This window comes from Trueperaceae bacterium, from assembly GCA_036381035.1.
Classification (GTDB): Bacteria; Deinococcota; Deinococci; order Deinococcales; family Trueperaceae; genus DASRWD01.
Map to the genome: position 1 here is coordinate 1 of DASVDQ010000046.1, position 20,985 is coordinate 20,985.

General features: G+C 74.6%; 19 protein-coding genes and 1 riboswitch. Of the genes, 12 read left to right on the forward strand and 7 right to left on the reverse strand.

What is annotated here, in order from left to right:
- Nucleotides 1-199: 199 nt before the first annotated feature.
- The 4 genes from gmk (at nucleotide 200) to VF202_06130 (ending at nucleotide 4,536) form a co-directional block, all read left to right on the forward strand.
- Entirely contained in the window at nucleotides 200-784 is a 585-nt protein-coding gene (gmk, locus tag VF202_06115; GenBank protein HEX7039668.1) for a guanylate kinase, read from the forward strand.
- Nucleotides 785-1,032: 248 nt separating this feature from the next.
- Nucleotides 1,033-1,338: a DNA-directed RNA polymerase subunit omega gene (locus VF202_06120; GenBank protein ID HEX7039669.1), complete on the forward strand. Its 306-nt coding sequence runs from the start codon at nucleotides 1,033-1,035 to the stop codon at nucleotides 1,336-1,338.
- 236 nt (nucleotides 1,339-1,574) lie between these two features.
- Nucleotides 1,575-2,033: an arginine repressor gene (gene argR, locus VF202_06125; GenBank protein HEX7039670.1), complete on the forward strand. Its 459-nt coding sequence runs from the start codon at nucleotides 1,575-1,577 to the stop codon at nucleotides 2,031-2,033.
- A 103-nt stretch (nucleotides 2,034-2,136) separates the two neighbouring features.
- The gene (locus VF202_06130; GenBank protein HEX7039671.1) at nucleotides 2,137-4,536 is read left to right on the forward strand and encodes a tetratricopeptide repeat protein; all 2,400 of its coding nucleotides are present in this window, start codon (nucleotides 2,137-2,139) and stop codon (nucleotides 4,534-4,536) included.
- An 82-nt stretch (nucleotides 4,537-4,618) separates the two neighbouring features.
- Here VF202_06130 and VF202_06135 read toward each other — a convergent pair whose 3' ends face one another.
- Nucleotides 4,619-6,031 carry a TraB/GumN family protein gene (locus tag VF202_06135; protein ID HEX7039672.1) on the reverse strand — a complete coding sequence of 471 codons (1,413 nt, stop codon included), beginning with the start codon at nucleotides 6,029-6,031 and terminating at the stop codon, nucleotides 4,619-4,621.
- 30 nt (nucleotides 6,032-6,061) lie between these two features.
- On the opposite strand from VF202_06135, the gene VF202_06140 reads away from it, so the two are divergent.
- Nucleotides 6,062-7,915, forward strand: coding sequence for a GAF domain-containing sensor histidine kinase (locus VF202_06140; GenBank protein ID HEX7039673.1), 1,854 nt, complete (start codon nucleotides 6,062-6,064; stop codon nucleotides 7,913-7,915).
- A gap of 91 nt (nucleotides 7,916-8,006) precedes the next feature.
- On the opposite strand, the gene rpmE is transcribed toward VF202_06140, so the two are convergent.
- On the reverse strand, nucleotides 8,007-8,228 hold the full coding sequence (rpmE, locus tag VF202_06145) for a 50S ribosomal protein L31 (GenBank protein HEX7039674.1): 222 nt from the start codon (nucleotides 8,226-8,228) through the stop codon (nucleotides 8,007-8,009).
- Between the two features lie 219 nt (nucleotides 8,229-8,447).
- Nucleotides 8,448-8,879, reverse strand: a complete 432-nt coding sequence (locus VF202_06150; GenBank protein HEX7039675.1) for a SufE family protein — start codon at nucleotides 8,877-8,879, stop codon at nucleotides 8,448-8,450.
- 61 nt (nucleotides 8,880-8,940) lie between these two features.
- Between VF202_06150 and aroA the strand changes: the two genes are divergently transcribed.
- Genes aroA through VF202_06170 form a run of 4 tightly spaced genes read left to right on the forward strand, consistent with a single transcriptional unit; the run spans nucleotide 8,941 to nucleotide 12,970 of the window.
- Nucleotides 8,941-10,236 carry a 3-phosphoshikimate 1-carboxyvinyltransferase gene (gene aroA / locus VF202_06155; protein HEX7039676.1) on the forward strand — a complete coding sequence of 432 codons (1,296 nt, stop codon included), beginning with the start codon at nucleotides 8,941-8,943 and terminating at the stop codon, nucleotides 10,234-10,236.
- 5 nt (nucleotides 10,237-10,241) lie between these two features.
- Nucleotides 10,242-10,913 carry a (d)CMP kinase gene (gene cmk / locus VF202_06160; GenBank protein HEX7039677.1) on the forward strand — a complete coding sequence of 224 codons (672 nt, stop codon included), beginning with the start codon at nucleotides 10,242-10,244 and terminating at the stop codon, nucleotides 10,911-10,913.
- Nucleotides 10,913-11,812 carry an NAD(+)/NADH kinase gene (locus tag VF202_06165; protein ID HEX7039678.1) on the forward strand — a complete coding sequence of 300 codons (900 nt, stop codon included), beginning with the start codon at nucleotides 10,913-10,915 and terminating at the stop codon, nucleotides 11,810-11,812. The genes cmk and VF202_06165 overlap by 1 nt, the downstream gene beginning before the upstream one ends.
- 9 nt (nucleotides 11,813-11,821) lie before the next feature.
- The gene (locus VF202_06170; GenBank protein HEX7039679.1) at nucleotides 11,822-12,970 is read left to right on the forward strand and encodes a lipid-A-disaccharide synthase-related protein; all 1,149 of its coding nucleotides are present in this window, start codon (nucleotides 11,822-11,824) and stop codon (nucleotides 12,968-12,970) included.
- Nucleotides 12,971-13,061: 91 nt separating this feature from the next.
- On the opposite strand, the gene zapE is transcribed toward VF202_06170, so the two are convergent.
- Nucleotides 13,062-14,114: a cell division protein ZapE gene (zapE, locus tag VF202_06175; protein ID HEX7039680.1), complete on the reverse strand. Its 1,053-nt coding sequence runs from the start codon at nucleotides 14,112-14,114 to the stop codon at nucleotides 13,062-13,064.
- A gap of 71 nt (nucleotides 14,115-14,185) precedes the next feature.
- A riboswitch (cobalamin riboswitch) is annotated at nucleotides 14,186-14,257 on the forward strand.
- A 109-nt stretch (nucleotides 14,258-14,366) separates the two neighbouring features.
- On the opposite strand from zapE, the gene VF202_06180 reads away from it, so the two are divergent.
- Genes VF202_06180 through VF202_06190 form a run of 3 tightly spaced genes read left to right on the forward strand, consistent with a single transcriptional unit; the run spans nucleotide 14,367 to nucleotide 17,148 of the window.
- Entirely contained in the window at nucleotides 14,367-15,239 is an 873-nt protein-coding gene (locus tag VF202_06180; protein ID HEX7039681.1) for an ABC transporter substrate-binding protein, read from the forward strand.
- Between the two features lie 59 nt (nucleotides 15,240-15,298).
- Nucleotides 15,299-16,309 (forward strand): iron ABC transporter permease, encoded by a 1,011-nt coding sequence (locus VF202_06185; GenBank protein ID HEX7039682.1) that lies wholly within the window; start codon nucleotides 15,299-15,301, stop codon nucleotides 16,307-16,309.
- On the forward strand, nucleotides 16,306-17,148 hold the full coding sequence (locus tag VF202_06190; GenBank protein ID HEX7039683.1) for an ABC transporter ATP-binding protein: 843 nt from the start codon (nucleotides 16,306-16,308) through the stop codon (nucleotides 17,146-17,148). The genes VF202_06185 and VF202_06190 overlap by 4 nt, the downstream gene beginning before the upstream one ends.
- A gap of 77 nt (nucleotides 17,149-17,225) precedes the next feature.
- Here VF202_06190 and VF202_06195 read toward each other — a convergent pair whose 3' ends face one another.
- The 3 genes from VF202_06195 to VF202_06205 all read right to left on the reverse strand — a co-directional run bounded on the left by VF202_06195 (nucleotide 17,226) and on the right by VF202_06205 (nucleotide 20,949).
- The gene (locus VF202_06195; GenBank protein ID HEX7039684.1) at nucleotides 17,226-18,371 is read right to left on the reverse strand and encodes a glycosyltransferase; all 1,146 of its coding nucleotides are present in this window, start codon (nucleotides 18,369-18,371) and stop codon (nucleotides 17,226-17,228) included.
- A gap of 36 nt (nucleotides 18,372-18,407) precedes the next feature.
- Nucleotides 18,408-19,628 (reverse strand): NAD-dependent epimerase/dehydratase family protein, encoded by a 1,221-nt coding sequence (locus VF202_06200; GenBank protein HEX7039685.1) that lies wholly within the window; start codon nucleotides 19,626-19,628, stop codon nucleotides 18,408-18,410.
- 70 nt (nucleotides 19,629-19,698) lie between these two features.
- On the reverse strand, nucleotides 19,699-20,949 hold the full coding sequence (locus VF202_06205) for a glycosyltransferase (GenBank protein ID HEX7039686.1): 1,251 nt from the start codon (nucleotides 20,947-20,949) through the stop codon (nucleotides 19,699-19,701).
- Nucleotides 20,950-20,985 lie beyond the last annotated feature (36 nt).

A 20,985-nucleotide genomic window follows, 5' to 3' on the forward strand; every position in this document is an offset into this window, starting at 1 on the left:
CCAGCCTGCGGGCAGCCGTGCAGTACGCCCGTGCGCGTGGGGGACAGCGCTCTACGGAGGGTCTAACGACCGCAAGGTGACTCCAGAGGACACCGAAGGGAACCAGGCCGCCCCCGACGGGGGCGCCGAGCGCCGTGGGGGCACGGACTGCAGGGGTACCACCGGGGCGGGCGGGCGCCAGCGGGGGATCCTGTTCGTGATGACGGGCGCCTCGGGCGTCGGCAAGGACTCGATAAGGCGCGTCGCGCTGCCGCAGCTCGGCGACATCTTCTACTCGGTCTCCGCGACCACCAGGGCCCAGCGCCCCGGCGAGGTGGACGGCCAGAACTACCGCTTCCTCACGCGCGAGCGCTTCGACGAGCTGCTCGCGGCCGACGGTCTGCTCGAGCACGCCGAGTACGTGGGCGACTACTACGGCACGCCCGCCGCGCCCGTCGAGGAGGCGCTGTCGCAGGGCCGCGACGTGCTCCTCGAGCTGGAGCTGGTGGGCGCCCGCAAGGTGAAGGCGCGGATCCCCGAGGCCGTGATGGTGTTCATCGCGCCGCCCTCGATGAGCGAGCTCGAGCGTCGCCTGCGCGGACGCGGCACCGACTCGGAGGAGAAGATCCAGAAGCGCCTGGCGCGGGCCCGCGAGGAGATCAAGGCCATGCGCGAGTTCGACTACGTCGTCGTGAACGACGACCTCTACAGCGCCGCGCTCGACTTCGTCAGCATCATCAGGGCCGAGCGCGCGCGGGCGCACCGCGTCACCGAGGCCGACATCGAGCGCACGCTGTCCGGCTGAGGCGAAGACCCAGGGCCCTGGCCGGCTGAGGCTGGGACCGAGCGCACGCTGGTCGGCCGAGCCTGGGACCGAGCGCAAGCTGGCCGGCTGAGGAGCGCTTGCTCCGGCCCGTCCCGACTCGGCTTCGGTCGACTCCTCCAGCGACCTGCGGGCTGGGTCGTGCGCCGGCTGCAGGGTCGGCGCGGCGCCCGGAGCACGGGACGGGGCCGGCCCTGTGCTAGGATCCTCGGGTTGCAAGGAGGCCCTACGTGGCTCAGGAAGGTTACGACAAGCTGCTCGCGCTGACCGACTCCCGCTACCGGCTGTCGATCATCGTGGCGAAGCGCGCCGCGCAGCTCAAGTTCGGCGTGCCCACGGTCCTCGAGCCGGACGACGTCCCGAAGAACGAGAACACCGTGTCCCTCGCCATGAAGGAGCTCACCATCTCCGACGAGATCAGGTGGTCCGACGACGACTCGCTGCCCTCGCTCGACGACGTGCGCCGCACCGTCGAGCCGGTGAGGGTGGAGACGCCGCAGACGTTCTCGAGCCCGTTCGACGACGACGAGGACTGAGCGTCCTTCCCGAGAGGCGGCGCCCGGGGCCGAGGCTCCGGGCGCTTCGTTCGGGCTCGCGGTCGCGTCGCGCCGGCCGGCTTGCGGCCGCCCCTCGCTGACCCCTCGCCTCATAGGGACCGCCGGAACGACGACTCGTCGCCGGAGGCCGGCGCCGTGTGGCCGTACCGAGGGCGCGTGGTGCAAGGAGAACGGGCACCGCCCGATGAGGCTTCACGCTGATATACTGCATAAACATGCCGAGCAAGGAGTACAGGCAGCGCCTGATCGCTGAGCTCGTCGAGAACGAGTTCCTCTCCACCCAGGCGCAGATCGCCGAGAGGCTCGCCGAGCGCGGCATAAGGGTCACGCAGGCCACGGTCAGCCGCGACGTCACCGAGCTGCGGCTCGTGCGCGTGCCCGCGGGCAAGGGCCAGCACCGCTACCGCGTCACGCCGCTCACCGGGCAGGAGGACGTGGAGGGCGAGCTGAGGCAGCGCTTCAAGCTGTTCGTGCGCGACCTCGACCGCGGCGAGAACGTCATCGCCGTCAAGACCGACGAGGGGCACGCCTCGGGGGTCGCCTACGTGATCGACAAGCTCGAGCGCGACGACATCGTCGGCACGCTGGCGGGACAGGACACGATCCTCGTCGTCGCCCGCTCCGCCGCGGCCGCCCAGGCGCTCCTCGACGAGTTCGAGCGCCTCCTGGAGTAGCCGGGCGGGGGGTCGCGTCGGGCCCTCGCGGCGCCCGCTCACGGCTTCCGGGACCGTCTCCGAGCCCGTGCTAGCCTCTGTGGCGACCCAAGTGGAGGCGAGCATGTTCCCAGGCCACACCCACGCACACGACGAGACCCCGGCGCCACCGCGAGCGACGCGGCCCGGCGCGCGCTTCCTCGCCCCGTTCGTCGCCGCGCTCGCCCTGCTCGGTGCCGCCTTCGCGCAGCCACCCACGGTCCTGGTCCACCAGTTCGACAGCCAGGACCTCCTGCTCGGCGCCGCGCTGGCGTCCGAGGTGGCGGACGCGCTCGAGGAGAGCGCGGTCGTGATCGGGCCGGAGGTGGCGCCCACGGCGGTGCCGCCCGTTGTCGTCGAGGGCGGCTTCATCAACCCGGTGCGGGTCATAGAGCCCACCGTGATGTTCGGCCCCGCCGGCGCCGACCTGCTGCAGGGCTCCACGGGCGTGGACGTAGCTGTCACCGGTTACGTCGAGGAGCGAGACGAGCGCCTGAGCCTGTTCGTCGCCGTCGCGCAGGACGGCCGCCTGCGCACCGGCGAGCTGACGGCCGACCCCGAGCACCCCGAGCGCCTGGTGCAGCTCGCGGCCGCGTTCGTCGGGGGCGTGCTGGACGAGCTCGACCCCGACGGCGCGCCGCACTACGCGCGCTCCGCCTCGCCCCCTACTCTCACCGGCGGTTTCGAGGGCCCTTACGGGGACTACGTCCGCGCGATCGCGCTCGCCGGGGCCGCCATGCAGGACGAGGCGCTGGCCTCCCTGCGCGAGGCCGCGGGCGCCGAGGGCGTGCCCGAGCGCGCCGCGCGCGTCCTGGACGACCTCGAGGCCGTCATCGAGGCGAGCGGCGAGCCGCCCGCCGACGCCACGTCGGCCGCCCGCCGCGCCCTGTTCTCGATGCAGCGGGCGACGCCGGACATCGCGCTCTCGCGCGCCGCCTTCGCCACGATGGCCGAGGCCACGGGGCTGCCCTCGGCCAGCGCCTGGGAGGCGGCGCTCGCCGCCAGCGTGAACGACCGCGCCGGCGCCGAGGAGGCCTACGACCGCGCCGCCTACGACTACGGCGTGGTGGCGCGCCACTCCTTCCTGCTCTCCCGCGGCGAGGAGGGCGACCCGGCGGCCGTCGCCGCGCTCGTCGCCGACCCCGAGGGCTCCAGCAGCGCGGCGCTGCTGGCGGCTGCGCTCGCCGCCGAGTTCGCCGGCGACGTGGACGGCCAGGTGGCGGCGCTGCAGGCGCTGAACCGCTCGTCGCCGTTCCTCGCCTACCCGCTGGAGGCGCTCTCGTACGTCTACTTCGACAGGGGCGACGGTCGCGCGGCCGCCGAGGCGCTGGCCGTCGCGGTCGAGCTCCAGCCCGAGTCCGACCTGTACTGGACGAACCTCGGCTGGGCCTACTACCTGGTCGGCCAGCTCGAGCTCTCGGAGGAGGCGTCGCTGCGCGCGCTCGAGCTCGACGGCACCCAGTCGGTGGCGGCCTACAACCTCGGTCTCGTGCGCGTCGTCACCGGCAGGCTGGGCGAGGCGATGGCCCCCTACCAGCAGGCGCTGCGCTTCGACCCCGAGGTGAACGACGAGGCGATCCAGGACCTGCAGAACGCTCTCGCGCTCTACCCCGACGAGCCCGGCGTCGACTACGCCCTCGGGCTCCTGCTCGAGGCCGACGGCCGTCGCCAGGAGGCGCGCGACGCCTACAGGCGCTTCCTCGAGCGCGCCGGGGAGGGCCAGGCCGACCTCGTCGCCGACGCCGAGGCCCGCCTGGTGGAGCTGGACAAGCCGCTGCCGCCCATGGAGATCGCCGGCGGGGCGCGGCTCACCCTGGGGGCGCAGGGCCCCGAGGCGACGCCGTTCCACCCCGGCGACGAGGTCCACCCGACCTTCGAGCTCAGCACGCCCGGCGACGAGCTGCCCACGCGCGTGCAGGTCCGGGCCGAGCTGCGTCGCCAGGGCGAGGAGGGCGACCCGCTGGTCGCCAGCGAGGCCGCGGTCGAGGTGCCGCCGGGCGCGGTCGGCTTCGTGGTCGACGGCGTGGCGCTGGCGCTGCCGCAGGACCTCGCCGAGGGGACGTACCAGATCGAGGTGTCGGCCGTGGGCGGGGAGGGCCAGGTCGCGGAGACCAGCGTCGAGCTCGAGGTCGCGGGCGAGCCGCAGGCGCTGCGCCAGCTCATCGGCCGGAACCTCACGATGACCGACCTCAGGTCGGGACAGCCGCTCTACTCGGTGAGCGACCTGTCCAGGGCCGGCCAGCTAGTCGAGGTGCTCGTCGCCGAGCTGCGCTACGCCGCGGACGCCGCCGAGGAGGCGCTGCCCACGGTGGAGACGGGGCGCTTCCAGGGCATGTCGGGCGGCGAGCTGTTCAGGAGCTCGACGGCGGAGGACGTGGAGGCCTTCCTCGCCTACGTGCTGGCCAGCGGGTCGCGCGACGCGCGCTTCGCGTTCGTGGACGCCTACGCGCAGTGGGCGCTGGACGGCGCTCCCGAGACGCCCTAGGGGGCCGGCCGGTCCGGGGAGTGGGCGTCGGCCGCCGGCGGTCGACAGGACGGGCGGCGAGCGGGCGGGCCGCCCCGTCGCCCTAGCCGACCAGGCGCCCCAGCACCCGCGCGCTGGCCAGGAAGGTGCCGGCCGAGGCGCCGAGGGTCGCGAGCACGAACACCAGCAGCACGCGGGCGGCGCGGTTCGTCCACCAGCCCCTCAGCGTCGTGACGTCGCGCCGCAGGCGCTCGAAGTCGCCGACGTTCGGCTTGCGCAGCCACAGCTCCACGCCGGCCGCGACGAACCCGGCGCCGAGCAGGGGGTTCAGCGTCGTGAACGGCGCCGCCACGGCCGTGGCCGCGATCGTCAGCGGGTGGGCCAGGGCGGCCAGGGCGCCGAGGCCCGCGAGCGTGGCGGTGACGATCGTCCAGTCGGTGAGCAGGCGCAGGCCCTCCGCGGGGCTGCGCAGGAACCCGATCGCGAAGCCGGCCAAGACCAGCACGAGGACCGCCCAGGGGACCACCCTGGTGGCCCGGCTGGGCGGCGGCGTCCTCTCGAGCTCGCGCAGGCGAGCGCGCAGCGCCTCGCGCGACCTGGGCGCCGTCGTCGCGGGGGCTGTGGCCGCGGCGGCGCCGCCGCCGGCGGGGTCGTCCGCGGCCCGCGCCTCGGCGCCGGGGGCGGCTGGTGAACCTTCGGGGGAAGCCCCGTCCTGCCCCGGGCCGGCGCCTGGAGAGGCACCTCCGTCGTCGCCCACCACCTCCGCGCCCGCCGCCACCAGCGCAGCGGTGATGCCCTTGAGGTGGCCCGCGCCCACGACCGCCAGCACGTGCCGGTGCCGCGGGGCGCCGTCGCTCCCCACGGCGAGGAGCAGCTTGGCTGCCATGTACTCGTCGCGCTCGGCGATGAGGGGGCCGTAGAGGTCGGCGCGGCTCTGGGCGAACTCGGCGAACGTCGCCTCGAGGACGTCGCCCTCCTTGAGCCTCTCGATCTCCTCCTCGCCCACCTTCTCGCTGGTGAACGCCGAGGCGAGGATGCCGGCGACGAGGGTCAGCCGGCGCCACCAGCCCACGCCGCCGTAGAGCCGCCTCAGCGTGACACCGATGTCGCGGTCGATGAGCAGCAGCGGCAGGCCGCGCTCCCTGGCGCCCGTCACCGCGGCGCGCATCTCGGCCCCCGGCTCGATGCCGAACTGGTCGGCGAGGCGCTGCTGGAAGGCGCCGAGGGCCAGGTTCACGGCCAGCACGCCGGCCTTGCCCTCGCGCAGCACCTGCATGAGGTCGGTCTTGGCGTGCGCCTGCGAGTCGGTGATCGCGGCCAGGCGGCCGGCGTCGAGCTCGATGGCCACGGCGTCGTGGTCGCCCGTGGCGACGAGGCGCTCCACCGCCATGGCCGACGCCTTCGAGACGTGGGCCGTCCCCAGGAGCGTCACGCGCGCGCCGCCCACCGACAGCACCGCCGTGGGCTGCTCGGCCGCGGACGATCGTGCGACGGGCGCGACGGGGGGCTCGGTCATGCGCGGAGTGTACCTGCATAGAATCGCCGCATGACCCGACCGCTAGGACAGTCGGGCCGCACCGGCGTGGACAGGGTGGGCGGCCTCTACGAGCAGGTGCGGCTGGCCCGCCTGTGGCTGCCGCTGTCGATCGTCGGCGTGGTGCTGGTGCACCAGCTCCTGATCGTGCCCCTGCTGCCGCCGTCCGGCCAGTTCTGGGCGCAGCTCCTCTTCTACTCGATCCTCGGACCGCTCGCCACGTACGTGACGCTGAACTGGATCGCCGGCGAGGCGCGCGAGAAGGAGAGGGCGCAGCTCGAGCTGGCCGAGCTCTACCGCGAGCTGCAGGCCAGCCACGAGCTGCTCGGCTCGATCCAGGGCGTCACCGAGCGCTTCGCCGCCTCGCCGAGCCTCGAGGCGACCGTGCGGGCCGCGGCCGAGGGCATCGCCGGCGTGACGGGCGCCACCGGCGTGGCCGTCGTGCTCGGGCCGGAGGGCCTCGGCGTCACGCACGGGCTGGGGCTCGACGACGAGTTCGAGCGCGACGCCCTGAGCCGCGACCAGGAGGCGCGCCGCCGGGCGCGCGAGGGCGACGTCGGCGTGCGCGTCGACCAGGTGCCGCGTGCGGGCGGCGGGCCGCGCTACGCCCTGACGGCGCCGCTGGTGTGGGGCGGGGAGCCCGAGGGCTCGGTCACGGCGTACCTGCCCGGCCCGCCTGACGAGCGGGCGCTCGAGTCGTTCTCGATCGTCGCCACGCAGTTCTCGGCCGCCGCCGAGGCCACGCGCCTGCGCACCCGCGACGTGATGACGCTCGTTGAGGTGGACCGGTCTATCCGCGCCGAGGGGAACCTCGGCCGGCTCCTGAAGAGCGTGCTCACGCAGATGCTGGGCTTCGTGTCGGCGCCGGTGGGCGGCATCTTCCTCTCCGACGGGGAGGGCCTGCTGCGCCTCGCCGCCACGGTCGGCCGCGACCCGGGACCCGGCGCGCGCGCCTGGCGGGTGGGCGAGGGGTTCGTGGGGGGCGTGGCGGCGAGGCGGGAGCCGCGCATCGTCGACAGCCTCGCCGAGAACGGGGCGAACGAGTACGGCCCGCTCCTCGAGGGAGCGCGCAGCGCCCTGGCCGCCCCGCTGCTCGCCGGCGACGAGCTCCTGGGCGTGCTCGTGCTGGCGCACCCGGAGGAGGGCCGCTTCGACAGGTCGGTGCTGCCGTTCATCGGGCTCGTGGCCGGCCAGGTGTCGCTGGCCATACGCAACGCCAACGCCTACCTGCAGTCCGAGGAGCTGGCGATCTCGGAGGAGCGCTCGCGCATCGCGCGGGAGATCCACGACGGCGTCGCGCAGATGCTCGCCTTCGCGGCCCTCAAGCTCGACCTGGTGGAGCGCCTGATGACCAGGGACCCGGCGAAGGCCGCGGCCGAGCTGGAGCAGGCCAAGGAGACCGTGCGCGAGTCGATAAGGGAGGTGCGCCGCTCGATCTTCGCGCTGCGGCCCGTCGACCTCGAGCGCTTCGGCTTCGCCGAGACCGTGCGGCGCTACGCCATCGACTTCGGCCAGCAGAACGACGTGCGCGTGACCGTCTCCTTCGGGCCCCTGCCCGAGCTGTCGCTGAAGTCGGAGGCCGTGCTGTTCCGCATCTTCCAGGAGGCGATGCACAACGTCGCCAAGCACGCCAAGGCGCAGAACGTCGAGGTGCGCCTCGGCACCACCGAGGACGGCATGGCGTTCGTGGCGGTGCGCGACGACGGCGTGGGGTTCGACGTGGACCAGGTGTCGGACCGCGTCACCAGCGCCGGCGGGCTGGGCATCAAGCAGATGCGCGAGCGCGTCGAGGCGCGGGGCGGCCGGCTCGAGATCGACGCGGCCCCCCGCCGCGGCACCGAGCTCTACGCCGCGGTGCCGGTGTGAGGGACGAGCCGCGCCTCCGGCAAGAGAAGAGCCCGGCGTACGCGCCGGGCTCCGCGTCCTCTAACGGCGCGCCCCTGGCGGGCGCCGCCGCCTACCTCTTGCCCTGGCGGCGGTAGCTGTCGCCGAAGCGCTTCTGGAACTTCTCGACGCGGCCCTCGGTGTCGATGAAGCGCTGCTCGCCCGTGTAGAACGGGTGGTTGCCCGACCAGACGTCGACGTGCAGCTCGGGCTTCACGCTGTAGGTCTCCATGACGACCTGGCCGTCGCAGATGACCTTGGTCTTGACCATCTTCGGGTGGATGCCTTGCTTCATGCTCGCGCTCCCTCTCGCGCCCCGCCTCAGCGCGTGGGGCGTCGTGTGCGTCGTCGGGGTGCCCGCCGAGCGGGCGGCACGGGCCGGTCCCGGCGGAGCGGCCCGCGAGATGTTAGCACAAGGACGCGCGCAGGTTCGTGGCGCGCCCCCGGCGCCCGCCCTCGTGAGCCAGCGTGGGCGCCCCGCCCGCGGCCCGGTCCACGCCGCGGCGCTCCCGCCTCAGGCGGCCGACTTCTCCCGCACCTGCCGCTTCACGCGCGTGACGATGGCGCTCATGCCGCGCAGGCGGAGGGGCGAGATCAGCTCGGAGAGGCCCATCCGCGTGTAGAAGTCCTCCGGGGTGGCCAGCACCTCGGGCGCGGTGGCGCCGCTGAGCCCCGCGTGCACCACGGAGGCGAAGCCGCGCGTCGTGGGGGCCTCCTCGGGCGCGTCGAAGTGGAGGGCGACGCGGCCGTCGTCGCCCACCTCCGCGCGGAGGAACAGCGGCGTCTGGCACTCGTGCACCTGCTCGAGCTCGCCCAGTCCCTCGGGCGGCGGCGGGAGCTTCCTGGCGTACTCGAGGAGGAGCGGCAGGCGCAGCGTCTTCGGCGCCGACGCGAACTCCTCGATGACGCGCGCCAGGGACTCGGGGTAGGCGGCCGTCTCGTTCACGGGCCCAGGCTAACGCCTGCGTCACGGCCGAGCCGTCGCGCCGGCCGGTTATCCTCGCCTGGTGGCGCTGAAGCTACCCACCAAGCTGCGCGTCGCGCCGCAGGGGCGCCTCACCGGCAGCCTCGACGTGCCCGGCTCGAAGAGCCTCACGAACCGCGCCCTGCCGCTGGCCGCCCTCGCCGTGGGCACGACCACGATCACGGGGGCCCTCGTCGCCGAGGACTCCGCGGTCATGCTGCGCGCGCTCCAGCAGCTCGGCGTGAGCCTCGACGCCATGGGCGAGACCGTCGTCGTGCGCGGCGCGGGCGGGCCGCTCCCGGCGCGGAGCGCGACGCTCGACGTCAGGCTCTCCGGCACCGCCCTGCGCTTCCTCACCGCGGTGCTGGCCGCGGGGCGGGGCGAGTACGTCCTCGACGGCAACGCCCGCATGAGGGAGCGGCCCATAGGCGACCTCCTCGACGCGCTGAGGCAGCTCGGCGCCGCCGCGGAGAGCGCGGGCGGTCGTCCGCCCGTGACCCTGCGCGCCGACGGCCTCAGCGGCGGGAGCGTGACGGTGAGGGGAGGCGTGAGCTCCCAGTTCCTCTCCGGCCTGCTCATGGCCGCGCCGCTGGCCGAGGGCCCGCTGACGATCGCCGTGGAGGGCGAGCTGCTCTCGCGGCCGTTCGTCGACATGACGCTGGACGTCATGGCGCACTTCGGCGTCGCGGTGCGGCGCGACGGCTACCGGCGCTTCGAGGTGACGCCAGGCACCTACCGCGCCCGCGACTACCGCGTCGAGGGCGACGCGATGGCCGCCGGCTACTTCTGGGCCGCGGCCGCCGTCACCGGCGGCAGCGTGCGCGTGCGCAACCTGGGTGACGGCACCCTCCAGGGCGACGCCCGCCTCGCCGGCGTGCTGGCCGAGATGGGCTGCGACGTCGCCTGGGCGCGGGACTCCGTGACGGTCGCCGGCCCGCGGCGCCTGCGGGGCGGCGAGTTCGACCTCAACGACATGCCGGACCAGGCCCAGACGCTCGCCGTCGTGGGGCTCTTCGCCGACTCGCCCGTGCACGTGGCGAACGTCGGCAACCTGCGCGTCAAGGAGACCGACCGCCTGCACGCCATGGCCGTCGAGCTGACGAGGCTCGGCGCCAGGGTCGAGGAGGGCGACGACAGCCTCACGGTCTGGCCGCTGGCCTCGGAGCCGACGACGCCCGTGGAGCTCGAGACCTACGGCGACCACCGCATGGCCATGGCGCTGGCCGTGGCCGGGGCGCGCCTGCCCAACGTCGTGATAAAGGACCCCGCCTGCGTGAACAAGACCTACCCGCGCTTCTTCGACGACTTCCTCGGCCTGCTCGGGGCCGGTCTATCATGACCGCCGTGGACGCCGGGACCAGGCCGATCATCACCCTCGACGGTCCCGCCGCCTCCGGCAAGTCCAGCGCCGCGAAGGCCGTGGCGGCGCGCCTCGGCATCGCCTACGTCTCCAGCGGCCTGCTCTACCGCGCCGCCACGCACATGGCCCTCGCCGAGGGCGTGCCCCTCGGCGACGAGCGGGCCCTCCTCGAGATGCTCGCGCGCCACGACGTCAGGCTGTGGCCGGACGCCCAGCGCGACCGCCTCACCGTCGACGGCGAGGAGGTCGCGCACCTTCTGCACACCGACGACATCGACGCCCGCGTCTCCGAGGTCGCCCGCCTGCCCGGCATCCGCGCCTGGGTCACCGAGCGCCTCCGCGAGCTGGAGGGGCCCTTCGTCATCGACGGACGCGACATGGGCACGGCCGTCTTCCCCGACGCGCGCTGGAAGTTCTACCTGACGGCCTCGCCCGAGGTCAGGGCCCGGCGCCGGGTGGGCGAGCGCGCCAGCGACCTCGGCGCCGTCGCCGAGGCGATACGCCTGCGCGACGAGCGGGACGCCAAGCAGTCGGCACCCGCCCCCGACGCCATCCACCTCGACACCGGCCCGCTGACGCTCGAGGCCGTGGCCGACTTCGTCTACTTCAAGGTCATGTCCCGCTGGCCGGAGCAGCTCACCGCGGCCACCGCCTGATGGACGGGCCCGTCCGCGCCGCGGACCGGCGCTTCGACGTCCCCGCGGCGCGACTGACGGGCGTCGTCGTCACCAGCACGAAGCACAAGCCGGCCGCCCACCCGCTGGCGCGCGAGGTCGCCGAGCGGTTCGAGCGCCTGGGCGTGAGCGTGACTCTCGACGTGGCCGGCGAGGCGCCCCTGCTCGCCGCGCTCGAGCTGGCGCAGCTCGTCGTGTCGGTCGGTGGCGACGGCACGCTCCTCAACGCCGCGCGGCGCACCGTCGGCAGCGGCGTGCCCGTCATGGGCGTGAACCTCGGCAAGCTGGGGTTCCTCGCCGAGTTCGGCGCGGAGCAGGCGCTGGCGTACGCGTCGGGCAAGCTCGAGCCCGACTGGCCCGTGCAGGACAAGACGATGCTGCAGGTGCGCATCGCGGGCCGGCCCGGCGTGCACCACGCCCTCAACGACGTCATGCTCTCGCAGGGCGTCATGACGCGCCTCGTGCGCGTGCGCATGCGCGTGGACGGCGAGCACGCCACCGAGTACCGCGCCGACGGCGTCGTCGTGAGCACGCCTGTGGGCTCCACCGCCTACTCGCTCTCGCTCGGCGGGCCGATCATCGACCACGGCCTGCACGCGCTCGTCGTCACGCCCGTCGCGCCCCACTCGTTCACGAACCGCCCGATCGTCCTGCCGGGGCACAGCGTCATCGGCCTCGAGGTCCTCTCGCGCACCGACGAGATCGCCCTGGTCATCGACGGCCAGGAGCCCGTGCCCGTCGACGTGGGCGACGAGGTCCTCGTCACCGCCGCGCCGAAGGGCCTCACGCTCCTCTCCACGGGCGAGCGCAGCGCCTTCGACGTGCTGCGCCTGAAGCTCGGCTGGGGCGCGGGCCCCGCCCCTGTCGCCGAGGAGGTCTAGCCGACGCGGGTGATCGACCTGCTCGTCGTGTGCAACGGCAAGGGCGAGGACTACGTGGCCGCCCGCGTGCTGGAGCGCCTGCGCGCTCGCGCGCGCGGCCTGCGGGTCGCCGCGTTCCCGCTCGTGGGCGTGGGCGAGCGGCTGGCGGCGGACGAGGTGGAGGTCGTGGGACCGCGGCGCACCCTGCCCTCCGGCGGCCTCACGCTGCACTCGCTCGGGTCCCTGTGGCGCGACCTGCGCGCCGGCCTCGTGGACCTGACGCTGGCGCAGGTGCGCTACCTGCGCGGGCTGCGCCCGCGCGCCGTGCTCGTCGTCGGGGACGTCTACGCCCAGGCGCTGGCCGCCCTCGTGCCGGCCCCGCGCCGGGTGCTGCAGACGCTCGTGTCGGTGCACCACGGCGGCGGCGAGGGCGTGGGCCTGCGGTGGTTCATGGAGGGCTTCAGGGCGCCGGAGCTGGCGCTGCTGAGGCGCGCCGAGAGGGTCTACGCCCGGGACCCCGCCACGGCCGCGTGGCTCTCGCGCGTCGGCGTGAGGGCCGTCTGCCTCGGCAACCCGATGATGGACGGCCTCGAGGCGCCGCCGCTGGTGCCGCGCGGCGCGCTCGAGGTGCCCGTGGTGGCGCTCCTGCCCGGCGCCCGCGGCCAGGCGGCGGCGAGCCTCGACCTCATGCGCCTGGCCCTCGAGCTCGCGAGGCCCGCGCTGGGGCTCGTCGCCTGGGCGGGGGAGTCCCTGCCGCGCCGGCCCGAGGGCTGGGTCGAGGAGGACGCTCCGTTCGGCGTGGCCGCCGCCTGGCGCCGCGGTGGGAGGCGCCTGTGGGTGGCGCCGGGCCGCTTCGCCGCGGTGCTGGCGTCGGCCGACGCGGCGATCGGCACCGCCGGCACCGCCAACGAGCAGGCAGTGGGCCTCGGCCTGCCGGTGGTGACGTTCCCCGTGCCGCCGTTCCACTCCGAGGCGTTCATGCGCAACCAGAAGAGGCTCCTCGAGGGCGGGCTGCTCACCTGCGAGGCGTCGCCGGAGCGCGTCGCCGCGACGCTCGAGCTGGCGCTAGCGGACGAGGCCGTGCGCGAGCGGGCCAGGCGGGCGGGAGAGGAGCGCATGGGCGGACCCGGCGCCAGCGACGCGATCGCGCGCGAGCTGGCAGCGTGGCTGGCGGGGTAGGGGTCGGCGCGTCCGCGGCGGGACGCGCGTGCCGGCTGGCGGGCTCCGGCGCGGGCCTCTCGGCCGCCGGCGGCGTCCGCGGCCGGCGCGCTCAGTCGGCGGCGACGGCGGCGCCCGGAGGCGCGGCGCGCTCGGCCGGCTCGGCCAGCAGCTCGGTCAGCCGCGACACGCAGCGGTGGTGCTTCTTCGCGTAGGCGCCCTCCCGGTACGAGGCGTCGAAGACGTCGACGACCTCGCCCTCGCCCGAGACCCGCAGCAGCAGGTCGCGCTCGTAGAGCTGGTCGACGAAGTGGACGAACCGCAGCGCCTCGTCCTGGGTGCGCAGGGTGCGGGCGCCGTGCACGTACACGGTCCCGACCTGCGCCAGCAGGCCGGCGTACCGGCTCGGGTGGACGGCCCCCAGCAGCGCCAGCAGCTCCTCCCACGTCAGCGACAGGCGCGGCGCGGGCGAGGGCTCGGTGAGCTCGAGCTCGCGCAGGCGCGCCTCGCTCAGCCACTCTCCGCCGGAGCGCCGCGCGCGGTAGTCGGGCCCGTCGACCGGCACGACCTCGAAGCCGGCGGCCAGCGACTGGATCTCGCGCTTGAAGTCGTCGGCGTTGAAGCGCCCGCGCCCCTGCGCCTCCGGCGGGGTGTTCGAGGTCGTCACCACCGCCGTGCCGCCGGCGAGGAGCGCCTGCAGGAACGACTTCACGATGAGCGTGTTGCCGGGGTCGTCGAGCTCGAACTCGTCGATGCACAGCAGGCGCGTGCCGGCGAACTCCTCCGCGGCGCGTCGCGTGCCCATGGCGCCCACGAGGTAGACGAGCTGCTGGAAGCCGAGGTAGCGCTTGGCGTCGGTGGCCGCCTCGGCGTAGGCGGCGGCCAGCAGGTGGGTCTTGCCGACGCCGAAGCCGCCGTCGAGGTAGAGGCCGGCGCCGGGACGCCTGCCGCGGCGCGGCCAGGGGAGCAGCCGCCGGTCCCGCTGGCGCCGGGCGTCGCGGTCGCGCACGAACTCGCGCACGCGGGCGCGCGCGGCCTCCTGGGTGGGGTGCTGAGGCAGGTAGCTCTCGAACGTGGCGCCGGCGAAGCGCGCCGGCGGCGTCAGGTCCCTCGTGGTGGGAGGCGCGGGCGGCTGCAGGTCGCTCGGGGAGACGAGGCGCGGCACCTGGGCGAGACTAGCACCGGCGTTTGACACCCCGAGCGGCCGAGCGTACAGTTCTCGTTGGTCGCGCCGCGGGGAAGCCGGTGGGAATCCGGCACTGTCCCGCAACGGTGACGGGAGACGAGCGCTCCCGAAGTCCGATCGCCGCGCCGCGACCAGACTGCACCCCTTGCGCGGACGAGGAAGGGCAGGCCTAGGCCGGCGTCAGCCGGCGGCCCCGAACCCAACCGAACCACGCAGGCACGAGGAGTCGTCATGAGCTCTCGCCTGTACACGTTCGTCGCGGCGCTGCTGCTGTCACTGCAGCTGGCGCTAGCGCAGACCGCCGTCGTGGACGACCTCGGTCGCGAGGTGGCGCTCGACGCGCCGCCCGCCCGCGTCGTCTCGATGCTCCCCAGCCACACCGAGAGCGTGTGCGCCCTGGGAGCCTGCGACCTGCTCGTCGGGATCGACAACAACACCGACCTGGAGGGCCTGGGCGACCTGCCGCGCCTCGGCGACCCCTTCGCCCCCGACGTCGAGGCCATCGTGGCCCTCGAGCCCGACCTGGTGCTCGTCGACGAGTACAGCGGCATGCACGCGAGCCTCGAGGAGCTGGGCATCCCCACCTACGCCGGCTCGCCCCAGACGGTGGAGGAGACCTACGCGTTCCTCGCCACGCTGGGGCGGCTGCTCGGGCGCGAGGACGAGGCGGCGGAGCTCGTCGAGAGCGTGCAGGGCGAGCTCGCGGAGGTGGGCGAGGCGCTCCGGGGCGTCGACCGGCCCACCGTGTTCGTGGAGGTCGACCCCACGCCGTACAGCGCCGGGCCGGGCTCGTACCTCGACGAGCTGCTGACGCTGGCCGGGGGCGAGAACGTCGTGCCGGCGTCGCTCGGGCCGTTCCCGCAGGTCGACCCCGAGTTCGTCGTGCTCGAGGACCCGGAGGTCGTGCTACTGCTCGACGCGCCGTTCGGCGTCACCGCGGCTCAGGTAGGCGAGCGTCCCGGCTGGGGCGACCTGAGCGCCGTGACGGGCGGACGCGTCTACGAGCTCACCGACGAGCAGGCCGACGCCCTCAGCCGCCCGGGTCCGCGCCTCGGCGAGGCCGTGAGGCTGCTGGCCCGCCTGCTGCACCCGGAGCTGTTCTGACCGAGGCGTCCACGACCGCCGCCGACGCCGGGGCGGGCCGGCGGACGGGCCGCGCCCTCGTGCTGCCCGCCTCGCTGGCCGCCCTGGCGGCGGTGCTGCTGCTGGCCGGCGCCGTCGGCAGCGCCGACCTGGAGCCGCGTCACCTCGTGACGGCCGTCGCCAAGAGCCTGCGCGGCGAGGACCTCGCGCCCCTCGAGACGATCGCCTGGCGCATCCGCCTGCCGCGCGTGCTGCTGGCGGGCCTCACCGGCGCCGGGCTGTCGCTGGCCGGCGCGCTCTTCCAGGGCGTGTTCCGCAACCCTCTCGCCGACCCTTACCTGATCGGCACGGCCAGCGGCGCGGGCTTCGGCGCCGTGCTCGTCTTCACGCTCGCCGCCTCGTTCCCCCCGCTGGCGGCCGTCGGCGCCCCCGTGGTCGCCTTCCTGTTCGCGCTGCTCACGGTCCTGCTCGTGACCATGCTCGCCAGCGACGTCGGCGGCGTGCCCACGGTGCGGCTGATCCTCGCCGGCGTGGTCGTCGGCGCCGTGTTCACCGCCGCCACGTCGTTCCTGCTCGTCGCCGCCCGCGAGCAGAGCGCGGGCATCCTCAGCCGGCTCCTGGGCGGGTTCGGCTTCGCGAGCTGGGGCAGCGTGGCGGCCCTGGCGGTCTTCACGCTCCCCGCCCTGCTCGTGGCTCGCGCCCTGGCCCGGGCCCTCGACCTGTTCCAGCTCGGCGAGCGCGGGGCCGCTCTCCTCGGCCTGCCCGTCGAGGCCGTGAAGCTGCTCCTGCTGGCCCTCGCCACGCTGGTCACGGCCGCCGCCGTGAGCGTGGCCGGCATCATCGGCTTCGTGGGGCTGATGGTGCCGCACGCGGCGCGGCTGGCGACGGGCCCGGCGCACGCCCGCCTGCTGCCGCTGGCGGTCGTGTGGGGCGCGGCGTTCATGGTGCTGGCCGACCTGCTGGCCCGCACGCTTATCGCGCCCGTGGAGGTGCCCGTCGGCATCGTCACGGCCCTCACCGGCGGACCGTTCTTCCTGTGGCTGCTGAGGCGGTCGCGGCGCGGCGGCGGCGCGGCGGGGGCGGGGGCGTGAACGCGTCGCCGGCCGCCGGCCGGCCGGCGGCCCCGCGCCCCGGGAGTCTGCGGGCCGGCGCGCTCGAGGCCGAGCGGGTCGTCGCCGGCTACCCCGTGCCGCCCGGCCAGGCGCGTCGCCCGGCGCTCGCCGGCGTGAGCCTGCGCCTGTCGCCCGGCGAGTTCGTGGGCCTCATAGGGCCCAACGGCTCGGGGAAGACGACGCTGCTGCGCCTGCTGACGCGCCAGCTCGCCCCCGACTCGGGCAGCGTGCTGCTGGGCGGGCGTCCGCTGGCCTCGTTCGGCCGCTTCGAGCTCGCCAGGCACGTCGCCGTCGTGGCGCAGGAGCCGGAGGTGCCGGTGGGCTTCACCGTGCGCGAGACGGTGGCGATGGGCAGGGCGCCGCACGTGGGCCTGTTGGGCTCGTCCGGTCCCGAGGACGACCGCGCCGTCGAAGCCGCCCTCGCCTCCACGGGCACGCTGGCGTTGGCCGAGCGCCGCATCGAGTCGCTCTCCGGCGGGGAGCGGCAGCGCGCGGTGTTCGCCCGCGCCGTCGCGCAGCGGCCCGACTTCCTGCTCCTCGACGAGCCGACGAACCACCTCGACCTGCGCTACCAGGTCGAGCTCCTCGCGCTCGCCCGCGAGCAGGCGGCAGCCGGCGTGGGCGTGCTCGCCGTGCTGCACGACCTGAACCTCGCGGCTCGCGCCTGCGACAGGCTCGTGCTGCTGTCGAACGGGAGGGTGGCGGCGGAGGGTCCGCCGGCCGAGGTGCTGAGGCCCGAGCTGCTGGCCGCCATCTACCGGGCCGACATCGCGGTGCTGTCCTCCGAGGACGGGCCCGTGATCGTGCCGCGGTTCTGATGGACGCGGCCCGCGTGCGCGGGCCCCTGCTCGCTCCGCGCGGCGCCCTCCGCCCCGGGCCTGCGCCGGGGAGCCTCCTAGAACCTGCTCGGCGGGTCGAAGCGGCGGTGCACCCTGACCGCCAGCTCGTAGAACCCGACGAGGGCCGCGGTGGCGGCGCGCCAGGAGTGGCGCTCCATGTCGCGCCGCGCCCGCTCGCCCAGGCGGCGCCGCAGCTCGCGGTCGCCGAGGAGCCGCCTCACCTGGCGGGTCAGGTCGCCGAGGTCGAGCGGCGTGAACAGCAGGCCGTTGACCTCGTGCTCGATGACGTCCGGGATGCCGCCGGCCCGCGCGCCCACGGCCGGCACGCCGCTCGCCATCGCCTCCATGGCCACGAAGCCGAGGGTCTCGGTGTCGGAAGGGAACACGAAGACGTCGGCGCTGGCGTAGGCCGCGGCCAGCTCGGTGCCGGCCATGTAGCCGGTGAAGACGGTGTTCGTGCCGGCGAACCTCTGCCGCAGCTCGGCCTCGGCCGGGCCGGAGCCGATGAGCGCCAGGCGCACGCCGGGGATCTGCGTGACCGGCGCGTAGAGCCAGTCGATGCGCTTCTCGAACGACAGCCGGCTGACGCACACCAGCAGGGGCGCGTCTGGGTGGCCGCCGGTGAGGCGCTCGCGCATCTCGCGCGTGGCCCGCTCCGGCCTGAAGAGGTCGGTGTCCACGGCCTTCGGCCACAGGCGCACGCGCTCGATCCCGAGGCCCCGCGCCGACTCCATCATCGGCCGGCTCGTCACGAGGTTCACGTGGGCCTGGTTGTGCACGTCGCGCAGGAAGCGCGCGCCCGGGCGGCTGAGCATGGGGAGCTTGAGGTGCCTGGCGTACTGCGTGAGGTCGGTGTGGTAGCTGGCCAGCAGCGGCAGGTTGCGCTGCTTCGCTATGGCCGTGCCCCACAGGCCGAGCACGACCGGGTTCACGACGTGGACGATGTCGGGCTCGAAGCGGTCCAGCTCGCGGCCCAGGCGCGGGCGCGGCAGGCCGAGGAACAGCTCGGGGTACCAGGGCTTGAACGACAGCGCGGGCACCGCGACGACGCGGTGCCCGGCGTAGGTCTCGGGCGGCTCGTGGGGCGCGAAGACGAGGGCCTCGTGGCCGAGGACGGCCAGCTGCTCGAGCGTGCGCGCCAGCCGCGTGACGATGCCGTCGATCTTCGGCAGGAACGTCTCGGTGAAGAACGCTACGCGCACGCCTCGCGCCCTCGGGCCGCCGGCCCCCTCCGGACGTCAGCCGGCGGTGACGGTCTCGCGGCGCTGCGCGAGCTTCGGGTCCCCCGGCCGGTTGTCGCGCGTCCAGGTGCTCGTGCAGGGGATCTTGTCGAGGTCGGCGCGGTCGGCGTAACGCCTGGCGACCTCGGCGACCTCCACGAGCAGGCCTTCGGCCAGCGTCGTGGGTTCCAGGCCCAGGTCGAGGAACGTGTCGTTGCTCGCGTGGAGGTCGTTCTCGGCGTCCTCCTTGCGCGGGTTCGGCACGTAGGCCAGCTCCGCGCCGGTGATCCTGCTGATGAGCTGCGCCAGGTCGCGGACGCGGTGCGTCTCGGTCATCTGGTTGATGATCTTCACGCGGTCGCCCCGCTGCGGCGGGTTCTCGAGCGCGAGCTGGACGCACTTCACGGTGTCGCGGATGTGTATGAACGCGCGCGTCTGGCCGCCGGTGCCGTGCACGGTGAGCGGGTAGCCCACCGCCGCCTGCATGAGGAAGCGGTTGAGGACGGTGCCGTAGTCGCCGTCGTAGTCGAAGCGGTTGATGAGCCGCTCGTCGAGGCTCGACTCGGGCGTGTTCGTGCCCCACACGATGCCCTGGTGCAGGTCGGTGATGCGCAGGCGGTCGTTCTTCGCGTAGTAGGCGAAGAGGACCTGGTCGAGGCACTTCGTCATGTGGTAGACGCTGCCGGGGTTCGGGGGGTAGAGGAACTGCTGCTCGACCTCGCCGCCGTCGTCGGTGCGCACGATGACGTCGAGGTACCCCTCGGGGATCTTCATGCCGGCCGTGCCGTAGCCGTAGACGCCCATCGTGCCGAGGTGGACGACGTGGACGTCGAGGCCCGACTCCACGACCGCCGCCAGCAGGTTGTGCGTGGCGTTGACGTTGTTGTCGACGGTGTAGCGCTTGTGCCAGCTCGACTTCATCGAGTACGGCGCGGCGCGCTGCTCGGCGAAGTGGACGACGGCGTCCGGCCGCTCGGTCCTGATCAGCTCGAGCAGGCGCGCGTAGTCCTGCGCCACGTCCACGCGCACGAAGCGCATGGTCCTGCCGGTCAGCTCGCGCCACGCCGCGAGGCGCTCGCCCATCGGCCGGATCGGGGTCAGGCTCCCCGCCTCGAGCTCGTTGTCGATGTTGCGGCGGGAGAGGTTGTCGAGGATCACGACGTCGTGACCGAGGTTGCTGAGGTGCAGGCTGGTCGGCCAGCCGCAGAAGCCGTCACCTCCGAGTACGAAGACCTTCATCAGTTCCTCCAGGCGCGGTCCGGCGCTTCGCCGGAGGCTGGCCCGCCGGGGCCGGCCCGCCGCGAACGCCTCATTCCGGTCGAGCGGAGAGCGCGCGCAGCAGGAGCCGCCAGCGGCGCCTCACGATGCTGCGACGGTAGCCTACCGCGCCGGCGCGCCAGTCCGCAGGCGCGACCCAGGACCACAGGACCGCGGTGGCGATGAGCCAGGGGTGCAGCAGCGCCCAGGCGAGCGCCGTGAGCCCGCCGAGGTAGGGGCGTCCCAGCTGCCGCGCGCCCACGGTCATGCCGACGACCATGGCGGCGGTCTGCGTCGCGTAGCAGCCCAGCACGACGGGCGCCAGCTCCGGTGCGAGCGGCAGGGCGAGGACGGAGGCGACGACCGCGAGGCTCTCGAACCCGAGCACGACGAGCCCGAGGAGGAACGCCGGCCGGTAGTGGACGGCGTGCCGGTAGCGGGAGACCCAGCGGCTGCGCTGCCTCAGGAAGCGGAGCGGTCCGCCGGCGCTGGCGGTGACGGCCCTGGCGTCCGGCTCGTCCGCGAACACGACCCGCGCGCCGGGCAGGGCGCCGAGGCGCTGGGCCAGGAGGTCCTCGTCGCCCGACGGCGCCCTGGCCGAGGCGCCGAAGCCGCCGGCCGCCTCCAGCGCGCTGCGGAGGTAGGCCTGGTTGTTGGCCGACGAGGCGAAGGCGTGGCCGTGGCGCAGCAGGGAGCGCGAGACCAGCATCAGCGAGAACCAGTCCGCGGCCTCGAAGAGCCGCCAGAACGGCGTGCGGCGCGTGAGCTCACCGGGCGGCAGCGTCTCGACGAAGCCGCACACCATGACGACGCCAGGCGTGAACCGGCGCACCAGCGCGCTGACCCACCCGGGCGAGAAGCCGCAGTCGGCGTCGGTGGTCGCGATGACCTCCCCGCGCGAGGCGGCCACGCCGGCCATGACGGCGTTCACCTTCGGCGCGTAGCGGCGGCTCGGCTCCCTCACGCGCACGAGGCGGAAGCGCGGGTCCTCGGCGGCGAAGCGCTCGACGACCGCGGCGGTGCCGTCGGTCGAGCGGTCGTCGACGATCACGAACTCGATGGGCCCGGGGTAGTCCAGGCGGGCCAGGCTCGCGAGCGTGCGCGGCAGACGCGCCTCCTCGTCGTGGGCTGGTACGACCACGGACACGGACGGGGTGGGGGAGGAGAGGCGCCAGCGCGGGTCGGCCGAGGCGCGGCGCCCGCGCGGCTCGTCGGGCCGGAACATGCCCCAGATCACCCACGCCTGGGCCGCGACCAGCGGCACGGCCAGGAGCAGGAGCGCTGCTGCGAGGACCTGGGCCATGGGGCGACCGGCTCCGGGAGCCTCGGTCGCCACGAG

Bases quoted from the DNA above. Each gene is read 5' to 3' on its own strand.
- VF202_06130 (HEX7039671.1), top strand. From the start codon at position 2,137: ATGTTCCCAGGCCACACCCACGCACACGACGAGACCCCGGCGCCACCG.
- argR (HEX7039670.1), top strand. From the start codon at position 1,575: ATGCCGAGCAAGGAGTACAGGCAGCGCCTGATCGCTGAGCTCGTCGAG.
- gmk (HEX7039668.1), top strand. From the start codon at position 200: ATGACGGGCGCCTCGGGCGTCGGCAAGGACTCGATAAGGCGCGTCGCG.
- VF202_06205 (HEX7039686.1), bottom strand. From the start codon at position 20,949: ATGGCCCAGGTCCTCGCAGCAGCGCTCCTGCTCCTGGCCGTGCCGCTG.
- VF202_06180 (HEX7039681.1), top strand. From the start codon at position 14,367: ATGAGCTCTCGCCTGTACACGTTCGTCGCGGCGCTGCTGCTGTCACTG.
- VF202_06200 (HEX7039685.1), bottom strand. From the start codon at position 19,628: ATGAAGGTCTTCGTACTCGGAGGTGACGGCTTCTGCGGCTGGCCGACC.
- VF202_06140 (HEX7039673.1), top strand. From the start codon at position 6,062: ATGACCCGACCGCTAGGACAGTCGGGCCGCACCGGCGTGGACAGGGTG.
- VF202_06135 (HEX7039672.1), bottom strand. From the start codon at position 6,031: ATGACCGAGCCCCCCGTCGCGCCCGTCGCACGATCGTCCGCGGCCGAG.
- rpmE (HEX7039674.1), bottom strand. From the start codon at position 8,228: ATGAAGCAAGGCATCCACCCGAAGATGGTCAAGACCAAGGTCATCTGC.
- VF202_06165 (HEX7039678.1), top strand. From the start codon at position 10,913: ATGGACGGGCCCGTCCGCGCCGCGGACCGGCGCTTCGACGTCCCCGCG.